The sequence below is a fragment of the Mesorhizobium sp. LSHC420B00 genome (genome assembly GCF_000503055.1).
Classification (GTDB): Bacteria; Pseudomonadota; Alphaproteobacteria; order Rhizobiales; family Rhizobiaceae; genus Mesorhizobium.
Window position 1 is genome coordinate 39,623 of the sequence record NZ_AYVY01000026.1, and the last position, 26,254, is coordinate 65,876.

Consider the following 26,254-nt stretch of genomic DNA (forward strand, 5'->3'; position numbering starts at 1 on the left):
TAAAGCCGCCGGAGGTCTACCAGCCCAAGCCAAGGTGCGGTCCGCGGCCGTCGTCGCGGCATCCGCTCCAGCACTTCTCGACCGAAATCAACTAAAATGCTCTATTCGTTCGGATAGCGCAGTCCGATTTGCGCCCTGATCGTATCAAGTGATTGCATTATCGACACGGTCTCGTTAGCAGGCATGATCTCACCGGACAATTTTCCAGCCGTCACAAGCCTCTCCATTTCGGCAGCTTCATATTGCATGCCACGTCCTGCTACCGACGACGAATACTCTTCTATCACCCTGTCATTCTTGTCGATGTGGCGAAATGAAGTTGGCGAATACCAGGTAGATGCAATCTCAACTCTCCCCTCGGTGCCGAGGATCGATGCAACATTGGGTCCGGTGTTGTCGAGACTGGAGATGGTGGTAGACAAAGCCCCGCCGGCGTGTTGGAAGATAGTTGCTACCTCAGCGTCCACTCCTGTCTCCTTAATCCGAGCCATCGAAACGATGTGTTCAGGCTCTCCGAGCACGTCAAAGGCGAACGAAATGGGGTAAATGGCGAGATCAAGCAGGGCGCCTCCGCCGAGTTCCAGAGCGTTGAGCCGATGATTGGGATCGCCAGGAAGGTCACGAGTATGATCGGCGATCACCGAATAGATCTTTCCAAGCACTCCTGATGCGATGATCTCCCGGATGCGCACCATATGAGGAAGGAAGCGCGTCCACATCGCCTCCATCACGACCAGGTTTTTCGCAGAGGCGAAATCAACGACATTGCGCGCTTCCCGTGCATTGATCGTGAATGGCTTTTCGATAAGCACGTGCTTGCCGGCGGTCAGCGCCTTAAGCGCGTTGTCGGCGTGCATCGGATGGGGTGTAGCCACATAGATAATATCGACCTCCGGGTCCGACAAAAGGTCCTTGTAGCTGGCGTGCGCGTTGGGAATACTGAAACGATTGGCGAACTTGTCGGCTCCTGCCTGTGTTCGAGAGCCGACAGCCGAGACACGATGACCGGCAAGCTGCAAATCCTGGACAAAGAGATCAGCAATCCAGCCGGTCGCTAGAATCCCCCAACGCAATTCGGCGTTCATTATCTTACCTCAAGGCTCGACTGTGAATTCAACTTTGTAGGTGTCACGCTGCATGAGATATTGACTAGCCTCACCTACTTGCGTCGAACGCGACCCGCGTGCCGCTGGTCGTGTCGAAGAAATGCAGATGTTTCGGATCGAAGCGGATGCCGACGTTTTCTCCCATGTGCACCTTGGTATTTTTGTCGGTCTTCACGGCGACCAAGTTTTTGCCGACCTTTACGGTAACCAGCGTGCTGTCGCCCAATAGTTCGGTGGTATAAACCTCGCCGGCCATATTACCCGCGTCTGTTTCGCTGAGCCGCATATCTTCGGGTCGCTGGCCGACGGTGATCGCGCCGTTCACGCCGGCCGGAGCCGCAAGCGTCAACTCGGAGTCCTGCACCCGTCCGTCGGCAATTGCTATCGGAAGCAGGTTCATGGGTGGATTGCCGAGGAAGCCGGCAACAAAGACGTTTGCCGGCGTGTTGTAGATGTCGAGGGGTGTGCCGACCTGCTGTAGTTTGCCGTTCGCCATCACGGCGACACGGTCAGCCAGCGTCATCGCTTCGACCTGGTCGTGCGTCACATAGATCGTAGTGGTACCGAGGTCGCGCTGCAGGTGCTTCAATTCCGCGCGCATATAGACGCGCAGCTTGGCGTCGAGATTGGACAGAGGTTCGTCCATCAAAAACAGTTTGGGCGTGCGTACGATGGCACGACCGAGCGCCACGCGCTGTCTTTGCCCGCCGGACAGTTGACCGGGTTTGCGCTCTAGAAGCCCGCCGAGTTCGACGCGCTCGGCGGCGGCGCGTACCTGGCGCTCGCGTTCCTCACGGTTCACACCTGCGACTTTGAGCGGATAACCAATATTGTCCGCCACGGTCATATGCGGATAGAGGCCATAGTTCTGGAACACCATGGCGAGGTCGCGTTTACCCGGGGGCAAATCGTTGACCACACGATCGTCTATGCGAATCTCGCCAGCGCTCGGGTCGTCGAGCCCGGCGATCATGCGCATTGTGGTGGACTTGCCACAGCCAGAGGGCCCGAGCAACACGATGAACTCGCCATCGGCCATGGCGAGCGAGATCTTTTCCACGGCGACAAAGGAGCCCCAAAATTTAGATACGGATGACAACGTTACGGAGGCCAAGATCATATCCCTTCGTGGACGATGCTACGGACAGCAGTCATAGCTGTGGAGTATTTGTCACGATAAATCGTTGACGGCGATGGTCGGTTTTGGGAACGCCTCCGACGGTCGTTCAGCCCGCATCGAGCAAACTGAAACTCCATGAACTCCCGCTCAGGTCGGCCCATGTAGCCGGCGATGTCGGTGCCAAGTGCTAAGGCGCCAACGTCAGTACCGGTGAGAATATGCACATGCACGTCTGGATCAGAGGGCACTACGTTCAGCTTCTCCAGCCAGTCCCACGTCAGCAACGCGATGCTGGGCTCAGGAATATCCAAGAGCATGATATCCGACACGTCAGCCCTTCACCGCGCCGGCCGTCAGGCCTGCTACGAACTGTCGTTGCAGAAAGAAGAAGACAGCGACCACGGGCATTGAGATCATCACGGATGAGGCCATGAGCTCTCCGTAGCGGATGCCGTACTGGCCGATAAAGTCATTCACTCCAACTGGCAGCGTGCGCATCTCCTTGGTCGAGGTAAAGGAGAGCGCAAAGAGGAACTCCTGCCAGGTGACGATAAGCACAAAGACTGCAGTGGCGACTATCCCCGGCCGGCAAAGCGGCACGATTATCTCGAAAAACGTTCTGAACGGCCCGGCCCCATCGATCGCCGCCGCTTCTTCGAGTGTCAGCGGCAAATTGGCCATGAAGCCACGCAGCATCCAGATCGCCACCGGCAAGGTTACGGTGACGTAGGCGAGGATCAACGACGTATATGTGTTGAGTAGGTTGGCCCCCTTCATCATCTTGTAGATCGGGATGATGATGGCGCTGGCCGGGAACATCTGCGTGACGATCACCAGCGTCATGGCGATGATAAGTAGGCGGACGTGGGTGCGCGTAAATGCATAGGCGGCCAGCAGGGCTAACGAAACGGTGATGATGACGGTGGACAGTGAAACGATGACCGAATTCATAAAATAGGTTCGGAACTCCGGCCGGAATGCAGTGATGTAGTTGTCGAAGGTCGGGTTCTCCGGCCACAGCCTGGCGGGAATGGAAAAAGGCTCGGCCGCCGGCTTCAACGACACTGAAACCATCCAAAAGAAGGGCACCAGGATTATCAGCGCCAATACGACGTTGAGGGCCAGCAGTGCGGCTTGGCGGCTCCTGTGGGAACGGGTGTTCATGACGCCTTCCCCCTATGCCGGCCGCGCGACAAAACGCCGAAATAGACCATTATCAGCAGCGCCAGGACCAAGATTGAAAAAACGCCATATACAGCGGCTTCGCCAAAGCGAAATTGTCCGAAACCGAGTTCGTAGATCTGGGTTGGGAAGATGGCTGTGGCATTCTGTGGGCCACCGTTTGTCATCACCCAGATTATGTCGAAGTAATTGAAAGTGAGGATAGTGGTAAGGAGGAGATTGATGGCGATCACGTCTTTGATTCCGGGGAGCACAACGTCAAACAGGCGCCTAGTCGCTCCCGCTCCGTCTATCTTGGCGGCCTCGACCTGCTCTTGGTCGACCGTCTGCAGGGCCGCTAAGTAGACGATCGCCGAGAAGGGGAACCCTTTCCATACGGCCGCCATAATGATCGAGCCCATGGCTGTCGACGTTTCCGCCAGCCAAGCGGTACCGTGGTCGATCAGTCCCAGGCTAATAAGTAACGAGTTCACCAAACCGAGTTGCGGGTCATACATGAATCGCCAAAGGATGGCGGCCACTACGCCGGGGAGGACCCAAGGCAAAAGCACCAACGACCGCATAAGTCCCTGGCCAGGCATCTGCTGATTGAGCAGCAGTGCGACCAGCAAGCCGAACACATTCTGCAGTGCTACCACAAAGACAGTCCAAATGAGGGAGTTCCACACTACTTGGCCGAAGATCGGATCGGCCAAGATCTTGTAATACGCTGCAAGCCCCTGGAACTTCGGCACCGGGTTGATGAACGAGGTCGAATAAAGGCTTTCAATTATGGTGCCGATCATCGGGTAATACATAAGTGCGCCGACCAGCAGCAGCGCCGGAGCTACGAAAATCCAGGCCATCCAGCGTTCACGATGGGACATTGTGTCATTTCCCGATAGAGAGGGCCGGGCTCGGGGCAAAGCCCGAGCCCGGCTTAGTCCTGGTGACTAGTTAAGGGCGTCGATAGCAGTGCAGGCCTTGCCGGCTGCCTTCTGCGGATCCATTCCGGAAAATACATCCTGCGCTAGAGTCACCTCGATGTCGGCGACTTCGAGATAGCGAGGTGACAACGGCCGGGGTGAGGCATTCTCGAGATGAGGGATGATGAGATCCGCACCTTTGCGGTTTGCCGCCAAAAAGCTTTTTGCGGCCTTCATGTTTGCCGGGACAAGTTCGACAACATCGCCGTTCACGTCTTCGCGGGTTAGGAACTGGATGAGTTTCCAAGCGGCTTCCTTGTGCTGGGAAGCTTCAAAGATGGCAAGGTTCCACCCACCATACGTGCCAATCGCCGTCTTACCTTCGGGCGCATTCCCTACAACGAAATCCCAGTCAAGTTTGGACTTCTGCAGAGTCGGCTGCTCCAGCGCGGGCCAGAACTCCGTTGCAAGAGATCCGTTTAGAAAAAGTTCGCGCATCGTTGCGGAACTGGCGTTCATGATGCCCTGCGGCGCATATGGCACCAGTGACTGCAGGTAACTCAATGCCCCGACCGCTTCAGGGCTGGTGAGCGCGCATTTGCCCTTCTCATCCAAGACTTTACCGCCATTGGAGAAGATGAAAGTATCGAGAACGACGACCGTGTCTTCCCCCTTGTGGCCGAACAAGCCAATGCCGTAGCGGCCCTTGGACTTGTCCGTAAGCTTCGGCGCCGCTGCCTTCAATCCCTCGAAGGTCTTTAGCGAGGCAGGATCAACGCCAGCCTCTTTGAGGAGTGCCGTGTTGTAGTAAGTGAAGGACCAAACGTCCACGTTGATGGGGATTCCCCAGAGCTTGCCGTCAGAAACGTTCGAGTCCCAGGCTCCTTTGAAGAAAGTGTCGCCCGTAAGACCGGAAGTCTTGACTTGGTCGTCGAGAGCCGTAATTGCGCCGGCTTGAGCAAAGGCGCCCATCCAGATTTGATCCAGGGTGGCTACATCAGGCGCATTACCGCCCTGTACCGCCGTCAACAAGCGCTGTTGGTACTCCGAATATGGTATTGTGGTAAGCTCTACTTTGATTTCGGGGTTTTCCTTCTCGAAGCGCTTCAAGGCGTTCTGCTGATTCTGATTGAAATCGGATTCGGCCCGCTGGTTGTCCCAGAATTTTAGCACGACCTGCTCCGCGTTGGCCGAACCCGCGGCGAACATCGCTGTGGCCGCTGCGAGGACGGCCGACTTCATGACGTTGCGTATCATCCATTCACTCCCTGTTCAGTTTGTTTGGCTTGATATCCTCGCCGCCGGCCGTGCCGGCTTCGAATGGACCACCTCCTCCACCGACTACGATCAAGCGATGGATCGACACCGCTCCGGTGTTTGTGGACGCCGCGCGTGACCGGCGTGATCGCACGGATTAACTCAATAAATTGGAACGTTCTAAATTGCAACAACTATTTTCCCTCACCCATCGGGCCCAGATCTGCACCGCTTCAAGCTAGGTCTACCCAAAGGACTGCAAATATGGGGCTTTATGGCACACCATCGGGGCGCAATGACAAAAGCGGCGGGTGACAGGCGCTCCCATTACATAAAATTCCGCTTGACAAGCTAGGAACGTTCCAATTGTTTGAAGCCTAATTTGAGAAGACCGAGGTTGCGATGTCAAAGGCGAGACTGACTGTCATCGACATCGCCAAAGCCGCAGGCGTTTCCAAGTCCACGGTTTCGTTGGTCTTGCAGGGCTCGCCTCTGGTGAAGGAAGCGACGCGTTCCAAGGTCAACGCGACAATGCGCGAGTTGGGGTATGTCTACAACCGGGGTGCCGCAAACCTTCGACAGGCGAGCGCCAGATCGGGCATCATCGGTGTCGTGGTGAACGATCTTACAAACAGCTTCTTTGCAGAGTTGGCCGTAGGGGTCGACACGGTCGTCCAGTCGGCGGGCTTCGTCCAGTTCCTCTCAAATACGAGTGAAAATACCGACCGGCAGCGAGAGGTGGTTGCCTCGATGCGTGAGCATGGAATTTCGGGGCTTATCGTTTCGCCGGCCCGCGCCACCGATGCAGCAGACTTCAAGCCGCTCGTGGCGTCAGGAATCCCGGTGGTTGTGGTAGTCCGCAGCCTGCCCGGCGCGAGAATGTCGTCGATTGTGTCTGATAACGTTGGCGGCGTGGCGATGGCGGTCAAGCATTTGGTGTCGCTAGGGCATAGCCGGATCGCTTTTTTGGGAGGCTTTCCAGATACGGCTGTGTTTGCCGAGCGACGGTCTGGTTACCGCAAAGCGATGGACGAAAGTGGTCTTAAGTTCGATGAGGAGTTAGTTGTTCCGTCCATTCCCTCGAGAGCAGGTGGCGTGGAAGCCATCGGACGTGCGATGACCATCAGCGATCGACCGACCGGGGCCGTCTGCTTCAATGACGCGGTGGCGTTTGGCGTGTGTGATGGATTGCGCGCTCGGCGCATGGAACCGGGGCGGGACTTCGCGGTGGTAGGTTTCGACGACGTTATCGAGGCGAAAACGGCGGTTCCGGCCCTGACGACGATCTCGGTCGATCCGCAAGCTATGGGCAGGCGCGCCGCACACCTCCTTCTGAAGCAGATCAATGCGGGAAAAGCAGATGCGGAGAACATCATTGCGGCGGTCAGGCTGGTCGTCCGCCAGAGTTGTGGAACTGGCCAGAGCAAACCAGAGGGGAAGTTAGGATGACGGTTCGATGGGCATTGATCGGTGCGAGCATGATCGCGCGCGAATGGGTCACTGGTATGCGGGGAAGCCGAGGCAGGTCGTATCAGTCGTCAGTTCCAGTGTTGGGCGCGCCAAGACATATGCGCGTCGAACCAGGACTTTGAGCATCCCGCAATGAGCAAGCACATCACCCCCGCCCAAGCCGCCGCCCTCATTCCGGATGGCGCTGTCGTGTCGGTCTCGTCCTCGAGCGGGCTCGGTTGCCCGGACCTGATGCTGAAGGCGATCGGCGAACGCTTCGAGGCCGCCGGGCATCCGCGCGACCTGACCACGCTCCACCCGATTGCCGCGGGCGACATGAGCGGCATCAACGGCGTCGATTACATAGCCCAAAAAGGCCTCTTGAAGACCATCATCGGCGGCTCCTACCCTTCAGGTCCTTCCACCGCCGAGCCGCCCCTCATTTGGCAAATGATCGCAAGCAACGACGTGGCGGCGTACAACATCCCTTCCGGAGTGCTCTTCGACATGCACCGCGAAGCGGCCGCGAAGCGCCCGGGCGTTATCACCAAGATCGGGCTCGACACCTTCGCCGACCCGAACCGCCAGGGCTGCGCGATGAATGCGGCCGCGGAAGCCCGGCCCGTGGTGAGCAAAATCCAATTCTACGGTGAGGAGTACCTCTACTTCGAGGCGATCGCGCCGCAGGTAGCGATCATCCGTGCCACGACGGCGGACGAGCGCGGCAATTTGACCTACGAACACGAAGGCGCCTATCTCGGCGGCCTCGACCAAGCGCTCGCGGCCCACAACAATGGCGGCATCGTCATCGCCCAGGTGAAGCGCATCACCAAGGACGGATCGATGAGGCCGCATGACGTGCGAGTGCCCGGAATTCTCGTCGACTACGTCGTCGTCGATCCCGACCAGAAACAGACAACGCAGACGCTCTACGACCCTGCAATCTCGGGTGAGATTTTTCGGCCGCTCGAAAGTTTTCGCGTGCCGGAGTTCAACATCCAGAAGATAATCGCGCGGCGCGTCGCGCAGGAACTCGAGGCGGGCAGCGCCGTCAATCTCGGCTTCGGGATTTCGGCCAATGTCCCACGCATTCTCCTGGAGGAAGGGCTGCACGGCGCGGTCACTTGGGTCATCGAACAGGGGGCGGTCGGGGGCGTGCCGCTGCTTGACTTCGCCTTTGGCTGCGCCGCGAATGCCGACGCCTTCATGCCCTCGCCCTACCAGTTTACATATTTCCAAGGGGCAGGTTTCGACGCCTCGCTGCTGTCATTCCTAGAGATAGGCCGCGACGGCTCCGTCAACGTGTCAAAGCTCTCGTTCCGCCCTCATATCACGGCGGGCGCCGGCGGCTTCGTCGACATTACGGCAAGGGCGAGGAAGATCGTCTTCTCCGGCATGTTCAATGCCGGCGCCAAGCTCGCTGTCGAGGACGGCAAGGTCGTTGTAGAGAAGGAGGGCAAGCTTAGGAAGCTCGTCAAAGAGGTCGAGCACGTCACCTTTTCGGGCAGGCGAGCCATCGAACAGCGCCAGGATATCACCTATGTCACCGAGCGCGGCGTGATGAGACTGACGCCGGACGGCGTCGTGCTGACTGAAATTGCGCCGGGCATCGATCTCAACACCGGCATTCTTGAACAGTCGGAGTTCCCGCTGATCGTGTCCGACACCCTAAAAGTCATGGACGGCGCGCTCTTCGTCGACAGGCCGATCGGCCTGTCGCTTGCCGTGAAGCCGGCCCGTAGCTTGGCGGGGGCATGTAATGGCTGACGCGCACATGAGGCTTGCCGCCGAAGGCGCGGTCGCATCCGTCACGATCGCTCGACCCGAGAAGCTCAACGCCGTCGATATTGACATGCTGAAGGCATTGGCCGCCATCTGCGACGAGGTCGAGGCGATGATCGATGTCCGCGCGGTGGTGCTTACCGGCGAAGGCAGAGCCTTCAGCGCCGGTGGCGACATCAAAGCTTGGGGCGCCATGCAGGCGAACGAGTTCGGCCATGCCTGGGTCCGCTTCGGCCATCGCGTCTTCGAGCGTCTGGCGACCCTGCGCATGCCGGTGATCGCCGCACTCAACGGCCACGCGCTCGGCGGCGGCCTGGAACTCGCGGCCGCAGCCGACTTCCGCATCGCGGAACAAAATATCCGCATCGGCCTGCCGGAGACCGGGCTCGGCATGATACCGGGAGTTCGCCGCATGGTCCTGGGAGGTGAGACGTTCTCCGCCGAGGAAGCCCTCAAGTACGGACTGGTCGACGCCGTCGTGGACAGCGGCGCTGCCGTCATCGAGGCGAAGGCCTACGCGGCGCGGGTCGCGACGCGGGGACCGGCGGCCGTCGAGATATCGAAGCTAATGATCGCCGTCGCGAATGGCGAGGACAATGGTTCGGCGGTCGAAGCGCTCGGCTCGATTCTGGCCGCCAAGACTGGGGATCTCAAGGAAGGCGTCGCCGCCTTCTCGCAGAAGCGCGCGGCGGTCTTCAAGGGAGAATGGTGATGACGTTAGAGATCAGGCCAACAGCGCTTGCCGACGCGCCCGTGCGCGGCTTCGAGATGCTGATCGACGGCAGATGGACGGCCGGCGCAGAAGGCCGGACGATCGACCGGAACGCGCCGAGCCACGGCATCGTCGTGAGCCGCTACCAGGCGGCGACAAGGATGGATGCCGAGCGCGCCATCGCCTCGGCGCGAAAGGCATTCGACCACGGCCGGTGGCCGCACACGACGGCGTCGCAGCGCTCGCGGGTTCTGCTGAAGGCCGCCGATCTCATCGAGGCCCGCGCCGAAGACCTCGCCTATCTCGACTGCATCGAGGGCGGCAAGCCAATAACTCAGGTGCGCGGCGAGATCGCCGGCGCTGTCGACATCTGGCGCTATGCCGCTGCGCTTGCCCGCGACCTGCACGGCGAGAGCTACAATTCGCTTGGGCAGAACACACTAGGCGTCGTTCTGCGCGAGGGGATCGGCGTCGTGTCCATCATAACGCCGTGGAACTTTCCATTCCTGATCCTAAGCCAGAAACTGCCCTTTGCGCTGGCCGCCGGCTGTACATGCGTCGTTAAGCCCTCAGAGCTGACATCGGGTTCGACGCTCGTTCTCGGCGAGATCCTTGAGGAAGCGGGCGTTCCGGACAGCGTCGTGAACATCGTCACCGGCACGGGTCCCGAAGTCGGCGCGATCATGACGTCCCATCCTGCGGTCGACATGGTTTCGTTCACCGGCTCGACCGGCGTCGGAAAGCTCACCATGACGAATGCAGCGCAGACCCTCAAAAAGGTGTCATTGGAACTCGGCGGCAAGAATCCGCAGATCGTATTCCCGGATGCGGACCTCGACTCCTTCATCGACGCCGCCGTCTTCGGCGCTTATTTCAATGCGGGCGAATGCTGCAACGCCGGCTCGCGGCTAATCCTCCATAAGAGCATCGCGTCGGATGTGGTCAAGCGTGTTGCAGAGCTTGCGAAATACGTGAAGGTTGGCGATCCGCTGGACCCAGCGACGCAGGTCGGCGCGATCATTACGCCTCAGCATTTGGAGAAGATCGCGGGCTACGTCGCCAGTGCAAAGAATAGCGGCGCGAAGGTTGTTCACGGGGGCGATCAACTCGATCTCGGGATGGGGCATTTTATGTCGCCAACAATCCTCGAGGCGGTCATGCCGGATATGGAAATCGCACGTGAGGAGGTCTTCGGCCCCGTACTTTCAGTTCTCACCTTTGAAACGGCGGCGGAAGCCGTCGAGATCGCCAATTCCATCGATTACGGCCTTTCCGCCAGTGTGTGGAGCCGCGATTTCGATACGTGCCTGACATTCGGGCGCAGCTTGCGGGTAGGAACGGTGTGGATGAACACCTTCATGGATGGCGCCTCCGAGCTCCCGTTCGGTGGCTACAAGCAATCCGGGCTCGGTCGCGAACTCGGACGCCGCGCGGTCGAGGACTACACCGAAACAAAAACACTCAACATGCACATCGGAGGCCGCACCAATTGGTGGATGCCGCGACAGGAAAATTGGCCTGGCCAACGCACCGACCGGGACCTCGCCGAATGAAGACGACCACACGGCCCGTCGCCGTCGTCACTGGCAGCCACGGCATCGATCTCGGAATTGCGACCGCCTTTGCAAAAGCGGGATACAATGTGGCGATCACTGGGGTCGCGAGTCCCGACAACGGGCAGGATGCTGTCGCAAAACTAGAATCCTATGGCGTGGCAGCCGCCTATCTGCAGTCCGATATCGCTGATGTTTCCCGACATGAAGAAACGGTAACGGGCGTCCTTTCGCGATTTGGTCGTGTCGATTGCCTTGTTAGCAATGCCTCCATGGCAGTCGTACCAGGTGACTTCCTCGACCTGGTGCCGGCGGACTTCGATAAGACGATCGCGATGGACCTAAGGGGAACGGTGTTCTTTACGCTTGCTGTGGTCAAGGCAATGCTCGTGAGGAGCGCGGCGGATGTACCCAGGTCCATCATCAACATCACGTCGGTCTCACCCGAGGTAAGTTCGCCCGAACGCGCGGACTATTGCATCAGCAAGGCCGAGCTGGCGGCATTCTACCAGGGGGTGGCATTTCATATCATGGATACGGGAGTATCAGTATTTGAGGTGCGGCCCGGCATCGAGCGGGGGGAAGAAGCAGCAGACCTCGGCAAAATCTGCACGGCACTCGCTTCCGGCGATTTGGGTTTTGCGACGGGAACGATCATCGAAGCCGACGGGGGCTCTTCAATTCCACGCCTCTGAAGGGAGCAACAGAATGGGCTTCGACTACATCATCACCGGAGCCGGGCCTGCCGGCTGCGTGCTCGCGAACCGGCTTTCTGAAGATCCGGCCGTGCGCGTGTTGTTGCTGGAGGCTGGCGGCCGAGATTGGAACCCGCTGTTCCACATGCCGGCGGGCTTCGCCAAGATGACCAAGGGCGTGGCGAGTTGGGGCTGGGAAACCGTGCCGCAGAAGCACATGAAAGGCCAAGTGCTGCGCTATACGCAGGCGAAGGTGATCGGCGGAGGTTCTTCAATCAATGCACAGCTCTATACGCGCGGCAATGCAGCCGACTACGATCTCTGGGCTACAGACGACGGCTGCGAAGGCTGGAGCTATCGGGAAATCCTGCCCTATTTTAAGCGCGCTGAGGACAACCAGCGTTTTGCCGACGACTACCATTCCTATGGTGGGCCGCTCGGCGTCTCCATGCCAGTCTCGAATCTCCCGATCTGCGACGCGTATATCCGCGCCGGCCAGGAACTCGGCATTCCCTACAACCACGACTTCAACGGTCGCCAGCAGGCCGGCGTCGGCTTCTACCAGCTTACGCAACGCAATCGCCGTCGCTCCTCCGTCTCAATGGCCTATCTGTCGCCGATCAAGGGTCGGAGAAACCTTTCGATCCGCACCGGCGCTCGCGTCGCCCGCATCGTGCTGGAAGGCACCCGCGCCGTGGGCGTGGAGGTCGTGACTGCGAAGGGCATCGAAGCGATCCGGGCGGAACGCGAAGTACTCGTCTCCTCCGGCGCCATAGGGTCGCCTAAGTTACTCCTGCAGTCGGGCATCGGCCCGATCGATCATCTTAAATCTGTCGGAGTTCAGGTGAAACACGACCTACCGGGGGTTGGCTCGAACATGCAGGACCATCTCGACCTGTTCGTCATTTGCGAATGCACCGGCGACCACACCTATGACAACTACGCCAAGCTGCACTGGACGGCGNCTCCTCGCTCTTCGAGACGGGCGGTTTTTGGTATGCGGACCCCGAGGCCCGCTCGCCCGACGTCCAGTTCCACCTCGGCCTCGGCTCCGGGATCGAGGCGGGAGTCGAGCGGCTGAAGAGCGCCGGTGTGACGCTGAACTCCGCCTATCTGCACCCGCGCTCTCGCGGCACGGTTAGACTTTCTTCCGCCGATCCTTCGGCGGCCCCGCTGATCGACCCCAACTATTGGGAAGACCCGCACGACCGGAAAATGTCGATTGAGGGCCTGAAGATCGCCCGGGAGATCATGCAGCAGGCCGCCCTGGAACCTTTCGTGATGGCCGAGCGCCTGCCTGGACCAAAGGCCGTGACGGACGAAGACTTGTTCATTTACGGGTGCGCCAATGCCAAGACCGATCACCACCCGGTCGGCACGTGCAAGATGGGTTTCGATTCCATGGCCGTCGTCGGGCTCGATCTCAAGGTCCATGGGCTGGAGGGATTACGCGTTTGCGACTCCTCAGTCATGCCGCGGGTGCCGTCCTGCAACACCAATGCTCCGACGATCATGGTGGGCGAGAAGGGATCCGACATAATACGCAATCGTGCCCCGCTTCCGCCGGCTCTTTTCGAGCATGAACGCAACGACGCGCGCCCCCGCGCACGCACCAACATTCAATAGGTGCACTCATGATCCGCCGCCACGAAGTGAGCAGGGAAATGGGGCGAATGTTACGATTTCCGGCTGTTCTCGTCGGCCAAGATATCCCGCGCATGCACGCACTGATCGGCCAAATTCGTGCTGACACATCCGGTTGGCATTTCATGGTGATGAATCACTGGCAAAAATGCGCTCCCTGATGACACAAGGATCTTAGCAGTCTTATGACGATTGACGTCCCGCAGCACATTCTCGACGCCATGACCGATGTCGATATGCCGCGACTACGGTCGGAGACGGCTCCGTCCGGTACAATGGTCCACGGCGACCTTCAAGTCCCGGTCTATCGATGCGGTTGTGTAGTGGTCGGTTCCGGTGCGGCGGGGCTGCGTGCGGCGGTGGAATTAAGGCGGCGTGGGAAAGAGGTGGTTATCGTCAGTCAAAGCGCTTGGGGTGGAACGTCGGCCTGCTCCGGCTCTGACAAGCAGACGCTGCATACGGCCAACAGTGCGGATCAGGGAGATAACTACAAGGCGATGGCGCGAGCAATACGCGCCGGCGGCGCGATGGATGAGGATATTGCCTATGTGGAGGCCGTGGGCTCGTCTCGCATGATGGCCTCGCTACAGTTTCTTGGCCTTCCACTGCCTCAGGACGCGCTGGGCGGCACTCTCAGATACAAGACCGACCACGACGAGGTGGGTCGTGCCACCAGTTGCGGTCCACGCACGTCACGTCTGATGGTCAAGGTGCTTGCCGAAGAGGCGATCCGTCTTGATGTTCCGTTCTATAACCACACTACGGCTGCCAAAATCCTCACCTGCGGGGAGGGGACGGATCGGCACGTCGCCGGCATTCTTACGATGCGCCCCAACGACCGAACAACAACAAACCCCTTCGGCCTTGCCCTGTTCGAGTGCTCGGTCCTTGTGCTTGCCGCGGGCGGTCCCGGCGAACTTTATCGTGATAGTGTCTATCCCAACGGCTGCTTCGGGTCGCTCGGCCTTGCGCTCGAAGCTGGTATCGAATTGGTCAACCTTACGGAGAGCCAGTTCGGTATAGGCACGCGCCGGGAGGGTTTTCCCTGGAATCTGTCCGGCACCTATGTCCAGGCGATTCCGCATGTCTATTCGATTGACGCGGAGGGCAATGAGCACCACTTCCTTGCCCAGTATTATCGCAGCACACAGGAGATGGCCTCCAACCTGTTCCGCAAGGGATATCAATGGCCTTTTCATGCCACGCGGATGCTCGATTTCAGCTCGAGTCTCATAGATGTTGCGATCTATCGCGAGTCCGCAGCGGGGCGGCGCGTGTTCATGGACTTCAACCGGAATCCGCTGCCCATGCCCGGCGATCTGCCGTTCTCCCTCGAACGGTTGGACGACGACGTGAGTTCCTATCTCGGCAATGCCGGCGCGGGTCAACATTTGCCAATCGAGCGGTTGAAGCACATGAACCCGCTCGCGATCGAACTCTATCGTCGCTACAAGATAGACATAACCAAGGAACCGTTGGAGTTCGCCGTCAACAACCAGCACATGAACGGCGGCATCATGGTGGACGTTTGGGGGCGCAGTAGCCTTGCCGGCTGCTATGCGATCGGAGAGGCCGCTGGTACGCACGGCGTGACGCGGCCCGGCGGAGCCGCGCTTAATGCCGGGCAGGTCTTTGGCACCCGAGCGGCCGAGCACATTGCAGCCAGCGGCAAAGCAAAAGTAGCGCCGAAGGTCGACATTGCCCGAGCTGCGCAAGCGGGCATCGCGGCGCTCTTCACGATCATGCGCCCCGACAGCTCGCTGACGATCAAGTCGGCGCGTTCCACGATCCAGGCGCGGATGAGCGATGCGGCCGGTATGATCTGCGACGGCGAGCGGGTAAGCCAGGCCCTCGCAGAAGCTCGAAGACTCAATGTAAGCATTCGCGCAAATGGCATTAGGTACAAACGACCTGCTGAGGCGGTGCGGTCAATACAATGGCGGCAAATGGCGCTAGCTTCCGAAGCGGTGCTTACCGCTTTGGACCATTACATTGGCCAAGGCGGAGGGAGCCGCGGTTCCCGCGCAATATGCGATCGAGAAGGTGAATCGCTTCCGCTCGCGAGGACAGGCCCGCTGGAAGACTATCGCTTCCGGAGGGAGCGCGACGCCCAGCGGAGTGAACAGATCATTGTCCGATTGGACGGCGTCGAAATGGTGGTTTCAACACGTCCAATCCGTTCGTTCGACGAGAGTGCTGGGTCGTTCTTCGAACGCGATTGGCCAGATTGGCTGACCGGCCGGATCTTTGATCGCGGTTCTGACTAAGAAGATACCTAGTCGCGGTGCGCGTGATGTCGTCAACATCCGCATGGAATATCTGGAACTGAGGGAACCTGAGGCCTAAACGCCAGCCGAAGGGCGACCGGAGACGGACAATGAGGTGTGGTATGGGTGGTGGAGAGGCTGACATCGTTTGCATGGGTGAACCCCTGTTCGAGTTCGCGTGGCGGCGGGACGGAACGATCAAGCCGGGCATTGGCGGCGATGTGTCGAATTGCGCGGTCGCCGCAGCCAGATCCGGCGCGAAAGCAGGGATGATAACCCGCCTTGGGGAGGACAGCCTGGGCGAGCGTATCCGGTCGCTGTATCACGACGAAGGCATCGCAACGACGCATGTCATCCGTGATGCTGCCGCGCCAACCGGTATCTATTTCATAGAGTATGGTCCTGATGGTCATAGCTTTTCCTACCGGCGCGCCGGCTCGGCTGCCTGCCGCCTGGCAAGCAGTGATCTCGCACCAGGCATGTTCGCGGGAGTGTCATTTCTTCATCTTAGCGGGATATCACAGGCTATTTCCGAGTCTTGCCGGGACGCTTCGTTTACAGCGATGGAGATGGCCAGATCGGCAGGTGCCAAGGTTTCCTTTGATACCAATCTGCGGCGCAGTCTATGGACGCCGGCAGCGGCGTGGGAAACCTTGTCAGCTTCATTGCCACAAATAGACTTTCTCTTTCCGAGCATGGAGGACGCACAAGCCCTGCTCGGGCTATCGGATCCGGATGCCATTTGCGACGAATTCCTTCGACACGGCGTCAAAACGGTCCTTTTGACCCTAGGCGAAGAAGGCGCAATTGTAGCTGGTGGCGATATGAGAATTCGGATACCCGCTTACTCAGCGCAACTTGTGGATGCGACGGCTGCTGGTGACACTTTTGATGGTGCCTTTCTGGCTGAATTTTTGCGCTGCGGCGATCCAGAGGCGGCCACCCGGTTCGCTTGTGCTGCGGCGTCCCTCGCAGTTGAGAAGACCGGCGCGGTCGATTCCATCCCTTATCTGAGAGAAATCCGCACACGTATGGCTGCGTAGTCCTGTCGAGCTTGCACCACACCAGCATTGGAAAACAACGCTCGTATATGCCCACCGTCGCGACGCGACGGCCACCAGTGCGTCGCCGGCGAGACGGGATCCAGATACCGGCCGATGCCGTTGCGGCCTTCATCAGTCTCCTTCGTCTTCAGGTGACGAAGAAAGCTCAGAATGGCTTGAAGCCGTGAGCCCGTCGAAATTCGCCAGCTTTTCAACGATCGCCATAGGAGTTTCCGCTTCGGCCTGGTCTTCACCGCAAAGATGCAGCACGACGGGGTATAGGATCTCCACCGGTGAAATATTCAGCACCTCGCAAAAGTGGAGCAGTCGGCCGACGGTCAGCCGTGAAACCGCGTTTTCGTAACGATTATAAACCTAGTCGCTGAGCCCAAGCATGGGTGCTAGCTTTGAACGCGGGATTTTCCGTCGGTCGCGAGCGTTGCGAAGGCTGGTGCTGATCTTTTTTTCGATTTCGGCGCTTAACTCCAGTTCGCCGAAGCTGGTTTTCCGATAGACCGGCTTGTCAATTTATGGATCGTCGATCTGCTGTAAACCGAGGTGAGAAATCCATTCTTCGAAAGGTCCTGCCATTGCTCCTGCCAAAGTGACGTTGATCTTCTGTGTTCGTTCCAATCAATGTAACCGAATTGGTTGACTGGACGCCACCTTGGAATCTAGTGGGCCTGCCAGAATATGGGCGCGTCGCTTCGCGAAACCGCTCTATGCCTTCGGCACGGAGCCAACGCGGCCAGAACGCCGTCATCAATACACCAGATTGGGATATCGCCCGTTTACAGCACGGCCCGCAATCAGCATAGTGCGCCAGCTCGGGTAATACGAGTTGGTGATGGTAAGTCGCTAGCTCTTCTTGCCATTCACCGCGGGAGCCGTCCTGGCGCTAGCCGGTGACGACGGCTGCTTTCTATTCAAAGAGTGACGGCCGCGATCGCGGCCGACTTTGTCTGCCTCAGAGAGGGAAAGAGGGCCCTGCCTTCTCTCCCTCGCAAGCAAAAAAGGTCTCCCAGTCCTTCCTCCGCTACGCCTTCGGCTGCGCTACGTGCAGGATCGACGCGGATCCCATTACGCGGATCATGCTTTGCCTCGGGCGGGCGAACCCCCTCAGTTTGTCCCTCGCGCCGACCACGGGGCGTCTTTGGATCGGGCGCCGCGATGAGGGTGTCCACTTCGGCCTTGGTGAGGTGGTACGTCACCTCAATGTGCGTCCGTTTAATGCGAATCGTCAGCACGCGTTGGGCAACGCCGAAGAACGCCGGGTCGGCGGCAAGCGACGTCGGAAGAAAGATCGGATCGCGGCCAAGCGGGCGTTGCGCGTGGTGACGGAATTGTTCCGCTTCTCCTCGAGTTCGTCGAGAAAAGCGAGAACAAGGTCTCGATCAAGCTCTTCGAGCGTCAACGCCGCCGGCTTCTTCCGCAACCGGGCGGCGGCAAAAGGATCAGCATGCGCAAGGCGTCGCGATAGCTGGCCACGGTCGCGGGAGTCGCGTTCCGCTGCTTGGTCAGGCGCCGGCGGAAATAGGACTCCAGGAGCGGCGCTACGAGCAGGTGTGCGGTGTTCGCTCGTGCTGCGCCTCCATCGAGGGCGGCACGCTCAGGTAGTAGGCCGTGTCGGTGTAACTGGCGTGGCCGAGATATGTGGCCAGCGCCTGAACGTCTGCGCGCTGTTGGTGCCAGAGGCTGAGGCGGGTCACGGCAAACCGGTGATCGTGCGGCCTTAAACGGCTTACCGCCATCAAAGTCGGCGAGTTTACGGACCTCGGCAAAGCCATTTTGCAGGCCGGTCGCCGAGAGGCGGTTGCCCCGGGAACTGAGGACGAATCCCTGATCCTTGGGTATGGGCGCTTCATTTCGGAATCGGGGGCGGGCTTCATGGGAATAGGCACACCACAGCGTTGGAGAAATTGAGATCTCGTCGGATTGTTACTCCTAGCCATGACCTTCTCTCTTTTGTCGTCATCGCCCGGTCCGGTCAGTTCGATATGGTGGTGTTCTTCGGAGGGCGTGGAGGGCAGCGAACGGTCCCGCGCCACGCCGCTGATCTGGCGGCCCATCAGTTGGCCAGCTGCGACTCGCGCGCGGTGTGCGCAGCGAAATATCTCGCGATTGCACCGATGACCCGAGTTGTCGCCTTTCCATCGCCGTAGGCGTCCACGGGCTGGGCCATCCGTGAATATTCGTCCGGATCGCGCAGCAGCCGGGTCGCTTCACTCACGATGCGGGCGGTGCTGCGGCCCACAAGGCGCGCCGTGCCAGCTTCGACAGCCTCCGGCCGCTCGGTGATTTCTCTTAAAACGAGCGTCGGTTTGCCGAGTGAAGGGCCTTCTTCCTCTGCGCCGCTGCTGTCCGAGATGATGATGTCCGCGCGCAGCATAAGGCTGCAGAAGTTGCGGTACGGCAGAGGATCCACCACCGTAATATTCGCCTGGTTGCTTAAATAGGGCAAAATGACTTCGCGCACTGCCGGGTTCTGGTGCAATGGGATGATGACACGCACGTTCTCCTGACATGATAGCTGCACAAGAGCTTTTGCGATCTCGTGCATCGGTGCGCCCCACGATTCACGCCGATGTGCTGAGGCGACCACGATCCGCCGCGTTTCGTTCTTCAGGTCGGCAAGCGCTGGCTCGGCGAAGGCGGGGGCATTTTCGGCCGCCCAGTGAAGGGCGTCGACGACCGTGTTCCCGGTGACCGTGATACGATCCTCAGCGGCACCTTCGCGGAGAAGGTTCTCGCTGCTACGAATCGTCGGCGCCAGGTGGAGATCCGTTATCTGGGCGACCAGGCGCCGATTGGCCTCCTCTGGATATGGCGATGCAATGTTGCCGCTACGCAAGCCCGCCTCGATATGGATGATGGGGATACGGTGCTGGAAGGCGGCCAGGGCTCCTGCCAGGGTGCTCGCGGTATCGCCATGAACGACTACCGCGTCGATCCCCCATTGTTCTATTTGCCCGGAGAGCCTTTCCAGTATTCGATATGTGACCTGTGACAAGGTCTGGCGAGGTTGCATGACGCTTAGTTCGATGTCGGGTCGAATACCGAATTCCGCTAAAGCGATATCCAGCATCTCGCGATGCTGCCCCGTGGAAACAACGAGGGGCTCGAACCTGCGGTCGAGCTTCATCGCCTTAATTACTGTGGCGCATTTAATCGCCTCAGGACGAGTACCGAAAATGAATGCCACCTTGGGCATGATCGTCTCTCCAAATAAATGTGAGCGCGCTCTCTGCTAGTGTCTTGCGTGGCCTGGGGGCGTCGGAGACCGCAGTCGCCAAGGAATCGCCTAAGGGGCCATAGGCGCCATCATCAGGGCCGAAGCGAACCACGTCTTGTCCATTCACAGCGGACGACGAGGATGTACCCTTGCCATAGTACGCGATTTGACGCGGATCGCCTTCCTCCATCGCGACTGACCCCGGCATCAATGATGGCGGCAATTGCTGCCGCCACTCCTCAACGAGGAGGCACAAAACTCGTGCCACATTGGCTGATCGAGCTAAAAAACAATTTGTGATTGCTTACAGCTACTTAGCAAACAGAAAAAAGTTCGCCCAACCGAACTTCGTGTCACGGGCCCGACAAAGCCGACACACGACGCAGTCTTAGCGACGAAGAGCAAATCGCTGCGTCGGACAAGCTGGCCGGCTTTGCCAAATGCGGGTCGGCTTTCGACCGGCGCCGGGAGCAATCCTGCAATCGACTTGTGGCATCGCAGGAAACAATGGCTTCCCGGTTGGTCTGCCTGCGTCGATGACGATGCGATCAGCACGGTCATGGCGTGCCAACGCTCTTACGCTTGGCGGCCGGCAAATCCCGGGATTCACTGAACCAGAACTCGACGGTGTCGCCGACGCTGTCGATGGCGCGATAGAGGTCCATCCATCGCCAGCGGACCTTGATGTAGTTCTCGTCCGCATGCCATTTGCCGGTCACGAGGCGCTTGCGCCGGTTAAAGCGTTCCATCAGCAGCGGCGCGAAATGAACGACCCAGCGATGGATCGTTGAATGATCGACACTAATGCCACGCTCCGCCATCATTTCTCGAAGATCAGCGTAGGCTCAGTCCGTAGGCCAGATGCGAGCGAATGCAAAGCAAGATCACAGATTGGTCGAAATGGCGGCCTTCGAATATCTCAACTCTCCGAGGAACACCGGAGCCCAATGCGCTTGGTTACCAAAAACTTTGCAACACATCCTCGGGAAGTCGCCGGACGGTGGCGCTGATGTCGCGAACCCGACAAAAGTGTCGCGGCCATTCCAGCGGGCGCGCGTGTTTCACTCTTGTTGAGTAAGGAGCACCGCATTCGGCACGTGGCACGCTGATTGCGGGGATTATGAGCAGGGGCCGTCGCGACAACCGGTCGTAGCGGTCCCCTGTCCAATACATTGGAGGTCGAGCTATGTTGTCCCACTTCGAAAACCAGTCAATAAACCAAGAGGTCACTAGGCTCAATCTCCCGAACTCTCGGATAAAGCACTTCGCGCCGGCTAGTTACGCACAAGCCGGAGAAGACGTTATTGTCGAAGGAATTCTGGCTGCAAAACTCTGCAAGAGTCAAAGATCTTGGGCCAGTGTGTTTTATGTCGAGATCGGCGCTAATCACCCCATCTCGACCTCAAATACCTTTCTTATGTACCAACGGGGCGCGCGAGGTGTTCTGGTTGAACCCAATCCTGAATTGGAAGCGCTGATCAGGACTGCTCGCCCGGAAGACGTTCTCGTTCGATCCGTTGTCTTGCCCGCTCCGCAAGCGTCTGCGACGCTCTTCATCGGAAACGCCCATGAGCTTTCGTCGGTGGATAAAGCACACGTTGAAAGTTTCGGGGACTTCGACGGTATAGGAGGTATCCGAGAACATATCGAGGTGAGCGCGATCGGTATCAATGAACTACTGGCCCCTTATGCCAATAAGATCGATTTCTTATCGATCGATTGCGAAGGACTGGATCACGATCTCGTCAAGGCCATTGACTACGAGTGCATCAGACCTGCTGTCATCCAATGCGAGCCAAACGAGCATTATCTAAAGGGCAATAGGGATCGGATCATCAATGTAATGGAATGCAGATCATACCGGCTTGCTGCAATGACTGACATCAACGTCGTCTTCGAGCGATTGACTTGATGCAGCGGCCCAAATCGAACGCGTCATTGAACGTACACCAAGCCTGCCAACGTCCGTCCTCGGGTGCCGCGTGGCAATCAGATGAAGCGCATATCGCCGCATGTAGCGTAAGCGGGAGCTGAGGCCATTCAGCGCTGGGAATTCCATGGCATGAGGGCGTCGATACCGCTGTTTGGCCATGCATTGGGATCGGCCACTATCTTATCGAGCCGGTGGCCTGCACTTCAGCGTCGGGTTGGGAGAGGGGTCGGGTCGAGAACCAGGTCAGGCTGGGCGCGAGCGCTTTTTCACCCCAAGGCTGCGCTTCAAGAACCTGGAGGAACTCAACGCCTTGCTGCTGGAGACGGCCTCAGCTCCATGTCCCGCGAGCGCAGGCCCTGAACGCGCCGAAGACGTATTTCATAGGCTCAGGATAGGCCCTGTGAAACTTCGTCTCGTCCGCATCGAGACAACGGTCAATGCGTCCCATGGCGCAATCAACACAGCAGGGCATAAGGGTCGGAACTTCATAGGCCAGTCCACTCTTGGAGAACGGAGCAAAATTAATCCGCATGTGCGCGCGATGCCGAAAAAGGGTCGCGCGAGCCCTGCACCAAGCCCTGTCGGTCCGAATCGGGGTAGCCTGTTGCAATCTGTTTGTCCTGAAGGAGAACGACATGACGTTCCGTTCATTGGATGACCGCATCCTCGTCCGCCGCATCGAAGCCGACGAGAAGACGGCCAGCGAGGCATCACCATTCCCGACATCGCGAAGGAAAAGCTGCAGGAGGGCGAAGTGATCGCCGCCGGTCCTGACGCACGCAATGAAACCGGCCAGCCTAAGCCACTGGACCTCGAGGTCGGCGACCGCCGTAAATCGATGCTGGAGGATATCGCGATCCTGACTGGCGGCACCGCCATGAGCGAGGATCTCGGTATCAAGCTAGAGAATGTCGCGCTGGACATGCTCGGCCGCGCCAGGCGGGTGACAGTCGAGAAGGAGAACACCACGATCGTCGACGGCGCCGGCAAGAAGGAGCAGATCCAGAGGCGTGTCACCCAGATCAAGACGCAGATCGAGGAGACCATCTCCGACTGGATCGCGAGAAGCTGCAGGAGCGGCTGGCCGAGCTCGCCGGGGTGTCGCCGTCATCCGCGTCGGCGGCTCGACGGAGGTCGAGGTCAAGGAACGCAAGGATTGGGTCGGCGACGCCATTCATGCCACCCGTGCCGCGGTCGAGGAGGGCATCCTGCCCGGCGGCGTGGCGCTGCTCAGAGCCGCCAAGGCACTCGAGGCGGTCGCCGCCGACAACGCCGACCAGAGATACGGCCCCGATATCGTGCGGCGCGCCATCGAAGCTCCCGCGCGCCAGATCGCGGAGAACAGCGGGGCAAACCGCTCCATCGTCATCGGCAAGCTGCGCGAGGCTGTACCTATGGCTCGGACGCCCAGACCGGCGAATTCGGCGATCTCTTCGGCCAAGGCGTGATCTCGGCTTAAGGAGACCGCATGGTTCAGCCCGGTAGAACTCCATTTCATATTCAGCTCGCGGATATCATTCGGTCTCAGATCGAGAGCGGGGTCTTCAATGCTGGGGATCAGCTCCCCACTCAGATGGAGTTGATGAAACAGCACGAACTCAGCAGCAATACGGTGCGACAGGCGGTGCTTGCCCTTGTCGGTGAAGGCTTGCTTTATCGACGCGCTGGCAAGGGGACGTTTGTTGCCAAGCGTCACATCGGCCGGGACCTGCTCACTTTTTCAGGATTTTCGGAAGAAGCGGTAGCGCGTGGCTTCCGGCCGGGTACCAGGCATGTGACGGTCGACTGGCGTTCCGCTGACGCCGTGGTTGCAACCGCACTTAATGTGCCAACCGATGAACGAGTACTAAACATCGAGCGCGTGAGAACGATTGACGACGAAGTCGTAGCTGTTGAGACGGTTTCGCTTCCTGCGGCAATAGGGCGCCAGATCGAAAAAGTGGACCTTGCCGACACCTCTCTCACCGAGATTCTCGAGCGGCAACTTGGTGTGACTCTGGCGCGAGCCAGGCAGGAGATAAGGGCCGGCACCGCGCGTGCCAAACTGGCAAAGGCACTCGACGTGCCTAGCGGCACTGCGGTACTGCAAATCGACCGTACCGCCTTCGACGCGACCGATCAGGTTATTTACTTTTCGTCCTCGTCCTACCGGGCCGATCGCTACATTTACACTGGCTGGATCGAGCGCAAGAGCGCCTCGATCGCTCAACCCCGCCAATTGATCGGCCGGAGCAGATGATGCCCAACTGCGAAGGGATGTGTTGCAAAGTTTTCAGCTAGCTAGTCATGTGAACCTAAAGTTCGCCACATAAGGTCTGCTCGGCCTAAACACCTGACGGACGAGAGAATTTCGTCCGCGGACTTGGTCCATCGATAGGGCTTTGGGTTCTCATTGTGGCGCTCGATGAAGGTGCGAATATCGGCCTCGAGCTGGCTGGTTGAGGTATGCACGCCGCGTCGCAGCTGCTTTCGGGTCAGTTCAGCGAACCAGCGTTCGACCTGATTGATCCAGGATGCCGATGTGGGCGTGAAGTGGACATGGTAGTGAGGCCGGCGCGACAGAAACCTGACCAGCGCGGTTCTGTGGTATCCATGATGACGTGGACATCGAGATCGGGCGGCACATTGGCGTCAATCTGCTTGAGGAAGTCCAGAAACTCGGTCGCCCTGTGCCGCTTGTAGCATTTGCCAATCACAAAGCCGGACGCCACATCGAGCGCCGCGAACAGCGAGGTGGTGCCGTGTCGGACATAGCTATGGGTCCGGCGCTCCGGCACGCCCGGCATCATCGGCAGGACCGGTTGCTCCCGATCGAGTGCCTGGATCTGGCTCTTCTCGTCGACGCTCAAAACCATTGCCCTGTTGGGCGGTGACAGGTAGAGCCCGACGATGTCGCCAACCTTGTCGACGAACAGTGGATCGCTCGACAGCTTGAACTGGGTGAAGAATTGCCCGCGGCGCCCGGCAGCCGCATCTATGTGATCGAGGACATGCGGGATGTGACCGCCGAAATGCTCAAGAGCCTCTCAGACAAGCTGAACGGGTTTGCCCGCTGTGAGCGGCTCGCCACGAACAAAAAGGCCCTGATCGCCGCATGTGAAGGACAGCCCAATCACCGTTGCGACGTAGGGGCCCATTATGGCGGCGCCTCCTACTATCTCCTCCAGAAGCTCGAAATTGAGGACGTGCGCCTCGTCTATGCGCCCGCGCTCCGCATCGGCAACTTCGGCGGCCAAACGGATAACTGGATGTGGCCGCGCCACACGGGCCACTTCGGCTTTTGTCGCGCCTATGTCGCGCCTGATGGTTCCTCCCGGCCATATGCGCGCGACAACGTGCCCTACCGGCCCAAGAACTGGCTGCGCATCGCCGTTGAAGGCGCCAGGATGGACATTCTGCTGAATTTTACCTGCGGCGCTGTTTCATGGACGCGCTTGGGCACCCCATTTTCTATTGCCCGCCTCGGCTCATGCGGGGCGGGCTTCTTGGCCTTCTGGAGGATTTGCTCACCATGGTTCATAGTGGCGGCGCAACCGTCCGGTGAGCGCCTCACCTGAGGCTACATGGCGGCCGTGGAGATTGCCTCAGGAGCGGCGCCCAATCGGAAACCTTAGCACCTCCGCGTTTTGGCGTGGCTGCTTGAACTCTTCGACGGCAACCGCCTCAATTAGCAGGTCCAAGGCTTGGCGTCCCCTTCGACTCATCGGGTCATCGCCACAAAGGTAGTCATACGCTCGATCTAAATGCACTCGGGCGGCGGAAAAATCGCTTGTCATAGGACCCTCTCTAACCACCCCATTGCCGTCTACGAGGTGAAGGTCGCGCAATCGTCAATATTTACAGACAAATTTGAATTAAATCGCGGATGATCGGGGAGTAGCTAGGCCGTCACCCACGGTGACTGAACCGGCCGACATCGGCGCCGAGGTCTCGGCATTCCTCGCGCGCCTGGAGGCCGTAGTCCCCTAACATGATGCCGCCGTCCAGCCCGCCGACGATCACTCGCTGGCGCTCGGTCGGATCATAAATGCCGAGCACCCCGTTCCGAGACCACCTCTAACCGGCGTCATTCGATGCGGACGCGGAACCGGCCCGATTTTGCGGCGCAGAGCCAGAGGCGGCGAGGCGGCCGCCCAGGTCCCAGGCCGGTTGGCTCCAAATCGCGCTAGGTCGTGTAGATCAGGTTTGTACACACCACTTAGCTATACGCGGGGGGCGATAATGCCATCGAAGAACAAATGGCGCAGGTATTGGGTATCGATCCGTCGGAGCACCCAATCCCGCCCGCAACGCGGTTCGCATGCGGATTCCGACGTGAAGCCGGCCGCCATTCCGATCAAAGACCGGCCACCATTCCGATTTGAAGCCGGCCAC

20 protein-coding genes and 5 pseudogenes are annotated in these 26,254 nt (G+C 59.2%); 14 read left to right on the forward strand and 11 right to left on the reverse strand.

Going from position 1 to position 26,254, the window contains the following annotated elements:
• Window positions 1-101 precede the first annotated feature (101 nt).
• The 6 genes from X760_RS66560 to X760_RS66585 form a co-directional block, all read right to left on the reverse strand.
• The gene (locus tag X760_RS66560; RefSeq protein ID WP_023721602.1) at window positions 102-1,085 is read right to left on the reverse strand and encodes a Gfo/Idh/MocA family oxidoreductase; all 984 of its coding nucleotides are present in this window, start codon (window positions 1,083-1,085) and stop codon (window positions 102-104) included.
• Between the two features lie 70 nt (window positions 1,086-1,155).
• A complete protein-coding gene (locus X760_RS66565; RefSeq protein ID WP_031194744.1) occupies window positions 1,156-2,220 on the reverse strand; it encodes an ABC transporter ATP-binding protein in 1,065 nt (354 codons plus the stop codon).
• A 2-nt stretch (window positions 2,221-2,222) separates the two neighbouring features.
• Complete coding sequence (locus tag X760_RS66570) at window positions 2,223-2,555, reverse strand: hypothetical protein (protein WP_031194746.1); 333 nt, start codon at window positions 2,553-2,555, stop codon at window positions 2,223-2,225.
• Between the two features lies 1 nt (window position 2,556).
• On the reverse strand, window positions 2,557-3,390 hold the full coding sequence (locus X760_RS66575) for a carbohydrate ABC transporter permease (RefSeq protein ID WP_023721605.1): 834 nt from the start codon (window positions 3,388-3,390) through the stop codon (window positions 2,557-2,559).
• Window positions 3,387-4,274 carry a sugar ABC transporter permease gene (locus tag X760_RS66580; RefSeq protein WP_031194747.1) on the reverse strand — a complete coding sequence of 296 codons (888 nt, stop codon included), beginning with the start codon at window positions 4,272-4,274 and terminating at the stop codon, window positions 3,387-3,389. The genes X760_RS66575 and X760_RS66580 overlap by 4 nt, the downstream gene beginning before the upstream one ends.
• Window positions 4,275-4,340: 66 nt before the next feature.
• Window positions 4,341-5,570 carry a sugar ABC transporter substrate-binding protein gene (locus X760_RS66585; RefSeq protein WP_023721607.1) on the reverse strand — a complete coding sequence of 410 codons (1,230 nt, stop codon included), beginning with the start codon at window positions 5,568-5,570 and terminating at the stop codon, window positions 4,341-4,343.
• Here X760_RS66585 and X760_RS77670 point away from each other — a divergent pair.
• The 9 genes and pseudogenes from X760_RS77670 to X760_RS66625 all read left to right on the forward strand — a co-directional run bounded on the left by X760_RS77670 (window position 5,554) and on the right by X760_RS66625 (window position 16,715).
• On the forward strand, window positions 5,554-5,709 hold the full coding sequence (locus tag X760_RS77670; RefSeq protein ID WP_210164501.1) for a hypothetical protein: 156 nt from the start codon (window positions 5,554-5,556) through the stop codon (window positions 5,707-5,709). The genes X760_RS66585 and X760_RS77670 overlap by 17 nt on opposite strands.
• A 263-nt stretch (window positions 5,710-5,972) precedes the next feature.
• A complete protein-coding gene (locus X760_RS66590; RefSeq protein ID WP_023721608.1) occupies window positions 5,973-7,019 on the forward strand; it encodes a LacI family DNA-binding transcriptional regulator in 1,047 nt (348 codons plus the stop codon).
• Between the two features lie 153 nt (window positions 7,020-7,172).
• Window positions 7,173-8,786 carry an acyl CoA:acetate/3-ketoacid CoA transferase gene (locus X760_RS66595; protein ID WP_023721609.1) on the forward strand — a complete coding sequence of 538 codons (1,614 nt, stop codon included), beginning with the start codon at window positions 7,173-7,175 and terminating at the stop codon, window positions 8,784-8,786.
• The gene (locus X760_RS66600; RefSeq protein WP_023721610.1) at window positions 8,779-9,513 is read left to right on the forward strand and encodes an enoyl-CoA hydratase/isomerase family protein; all 735 of its coding nucleotides are present in this window, start codon (window positions 8,779-8,781) and stop codon (window positions 9,511-9,513) included. The genes X760_RS66595 and X760_RS66600 overlap by 8 nt, the downstream gene beginning before the upstream one ends.
• Entirely contained in the window at window positions 9,507-11,066 is a 1,560-nt protein-coding gene (locus tag X760_RS66605; protein WP_023721611.1) for an aldehyde dehydrogenase family protein, read from the forward strand. The genes X760_RS66600 and X760_RS66605 overlap by 7 nt, the downstream gene beginning before the upstream one ends.
• A complete protein-coding gene (locus tag X760_RS66610; protein ID WP_023721612.1) occupies window positions 11,063-11,761 on the forward strand; it encodes an SDR family NAD(P)-dependent oxidoreductase in 699 nt (232 codons plus the stop codon). The genes X760_RS66605 and X760_RS66610 overlap by 4 nt, the downstream gene beginning before the upstream one ends.
• Before the next feature lie 13 nt (window positions 11,762-11,774).
• A pseudogene (locus X760_RS66615) lies at window positions 11,775-13,387 on the forward strand (GMC family oxidoreductase N-terminal domain-containing protein).
• Window positions 13,388-13,590: 203 nt separating this feature from the next.
• The gene (locus tag X760_RS66620; RefSeq protein ID WP_031194753.1) at window positions 13,591-15,672 is read left to right on the forward strand and encodes an FAD-binding protein; all 2,082 of its coding nucleotides are present in this window, start codon (window positions 13,591-13,593) and stop codon (window positions 15,670-15,672) included.
• A gap of 152 nt (window positions 15,673-15,824) precedes the next feature.
• Window positions 15,825-16,715, forward strand: coding sequence for a sugar kinase (locus X760_RS66625; protein ID WP_245278698.1), 891 nt, complete (start codon window positions 15,825-15,827; stop codon window positions 16,713-16,715).
• A gap of 1,240 nt (window positions 16,716-17,955) precedes the next feature.
• Here X760_RS66625 and X760_RS79185 read toward each other — a convergent pair.
• The 3 genes and pseudogenes from X760_RS79185 to X760_RS66640 all read right to left on the reverse strand — a co-directional run.
• On the reverse strand, window positions 17,956-18,150 hold the full coding sequence (locus X760_RS79185) for a site-specific integrase (protein ID WP_023721618.1): 195 nt from the start codon (window positions 18,148-18,150) through the stop codon (window positions 17,956-17,958).
• A gap of 633 nt (window positions 18,151-18,783) precedes the next feature.
• Window positions 18,784-19,926, reverse strand: coding sequence for a UDP-N-acetylglucosamine 2-epimerase (non-hydrolyzing) (gene wecB / locus X760_RS66635; protein WP_023721620.1), 1,143 nt, complete (start codon window positions 19,924-19,926; stop codon window positions 18,784-18,786).
• A 473-nt stretch (window positions 19,927-20,399) separates the two neighbouring features.
• Window positions 20,400-20,865: pseudogene (locus X760_RS66640) on the reverse strand (IS6 family transposase); the annotation flags it as partial.
• A gap of 268 nt (window positions 20,866-21,133) precedes the next feature.
• Here X760_RS66640 and X760_RS66645 point away from each other — a divergent pair.
• The 4 genes and pseudogenes from X760_RS66645 to X760_RS66660 all read left to right on the forward strand — a co-directional run bounded on the left by X760_RS66645 (window position 21,134) and on the right by X760_RS66660 (window position 24,119).
• Complete coding sequence (locus X760_RS66645) at window positions 21,134-21,859, forward strand: FkbM family methyltransferase (protein WP_023721622.1); 726 nt, start codon at window positions 21,134-21,136, stop codon at window positions 21,857-21,859.
• Window positions 21,860-22,053: 194 nt separating this feature from the next.
• A pseudogene (locus tag X760_RS75285) lies at window positions 22,054-22,202 on the forward strand (IS21 family transposase); the annotation flags it as partial.
• Window positions 22,203-22,700: 498 nt separating this feature from the next.
• Window positions 22,701-23,330: pseudogene (locus X760_RS66655) on the forward strand (TCP-1/cpn60 chaperonin family protein); the annotation flags it as partial.
• Window positions 23,331-23,348: 18 nt separating this feature from the next.
• On the forward strand, window positions 23,349-24,119 hold the full coding sequence (locus X760_RS66660; RefSeq protein WP_023721624.1) for a GntR family transcriptional regulator: 771 nt from the start codon (window positions 23,349-23,351) through the stop codon (window positions 24,117-24,119).
• A 55-nt stretch (window positions 24,120-24,174) separates the two neighbouring features.
• Here the strand turns inward: X760_RS66660 and X760_RS66665 are convergent.
• Window positions 24,175-24,816: pseudogene (locus X760_RS66665) on the reverse strand (IS630 family transposase); the annotation flags it as partial.
• Between the two features lie 12 nt (window positions 24,817-24,828).
• Here X760_RS66665 and X760_RS66670 point away from each other — a divergent pair.
• Window positions 24,829-25,437 carry a S46 family peptidase gene (locus X760_RS66670; protein WP_023721626.1) on the forward strand — a complete coding sequence of 203 codons (609 nt, stop codon included), beginning with the start codon at window positions 24,829-24,831 and terminating at the stop codon, window positions 25,435-25,437.
• A gap of 27 nt (window positions 25,438-25,464) precedes the next feature.
• On the opposite strand, the gene X760_RS78215 is transcribed toward X760_RS66670, so the two are convergent.
• Window positions 25,465-25,656: a hypothetical protein gene (locus X760_RS78215; RefSeq protein WP_084642947.1), complete on the reverse strand. Its 192-nt coding sequence runs from the start codon at window positions 25,654-25,656 to the stop codon at window positions 25,465-25,467.
• Between the last annotated feature and the right edge of the window lie 598 nt (window positions 25,657-26,254).

Excerpts from the sequence above, each read along its gene's own strand:
- X760_RS66560 (WP_023721602.1), bottom strand. The coding sequence starts at position 1,085 with ATGAACGCCGAATTGCGTTGGGGGATTCTAGCGACCGGCTGGATTGCT.
- X760_RS66575 (WP_023721605.1), bottom strand. The coding sequence starts at position 3,390 with ATGAACACCCGTTCCCACAGGAGCCGCCAAGCCGCACTGCTGGCCCTC.
- X760_RS66620 (WP_031194753.1), top strand. The coding sequence starts at position 13,591 with ATGACGATTGACGTCCCGCAGCACATTCTCGACGCCATGACCGATGTC.
- X760_RS66595 (WP_023721609.1), top strand. The coding sequence starts at position 7,173 with ATGAGCAAGCACATCACCCCCGCCCAAGCCGCCGCCCTCATTCCGGAT.
- X760_RS66605 (WP_023721611.1), top strand. The coding sequence starts at position 9,507 with ATGGTGATGACGTTAGAGATCAGGCCAACAGCGCTTGCCGACGCGCCC.
- X760_RS66610 (WP_023721612.1), top strand. The coding sequence starts at position 11,063 with ATGAAGACGACCACACGGCCCGTCGCCGTCGTCACTGGCAGCCACGGC.
- X760_RS66585 (WP_023721607.1), bottom strand. The coding sequence starts at position 5,570 with ATGATACGCAACGTCATGAAGTCGGCCGTCCTCGCAGCGGCCACAGCG.
- X760_RS66590 (WP_023721608.1), top strand. The coding sequence starts at position 5,973 with ATGTCAAAGGCGAGACTGACTGTCATCGACATCGCCAAAGCCGCAGGC.
- X760_RS66645 (WP_023721622.1), top strand. The coding sequence starts at position 21,134 with ATGTTGTCCCACTTCGAAAACCAGTCAATAAACCAAGAGGTCACTAGG.
- X760_RS78215 (WP_084642947.1), bottom strand. The coding sequence starts at position 25,656 with ATGACAAGCGATTTTTCCGCCGCCCGAGTGCATTTAGATCGAGCGTAT.
- X760_RS66600 (WP_023721610.1), top strand. The coding sequence starts at position 8,779 with ATGGCTGACGCGCACATGAGGCTTGCCGCCGAAGGCGCGGTCGCATCC.
- X760_RS66660 (WP_023721624.1), top strand. The coding sequence starts at position 23,349 with ATGGTTCAGCCCGGTAGAACTCCATTTCATATTCAGCTCGCGGATATC.
- X760_RS77670 (WP_210164501.1), top strand. The coding sequence starts at position 5,554 with ATGACGTTGCGTATCATCCATTCACTCCCTGTTCAGTTTGTTTGGCTT.
- X760_RS66580 (WP_031194747.1), bottom strand. The coding sequence starts at position 4,274 with ATGTCCCATCGTGAACGCTGGATGGCCTGGATTTTCGTAGCTCCGGCG.
- wecB (WP_023721620.1), bottom strand. The coding sequence starts at position 19,926 with ATGCCCAAGGTGGCATTCATTTTCGGTACTCGTCCTGAGGCGATTAAA.
- X760_RS66625 (WP_245278698.1), top strand. The coding sequence starts at position 15,825 with ATGGGTGAACCCCTGTTCGAGTTCGCGTGGCGGCGGGACGGAACGATC.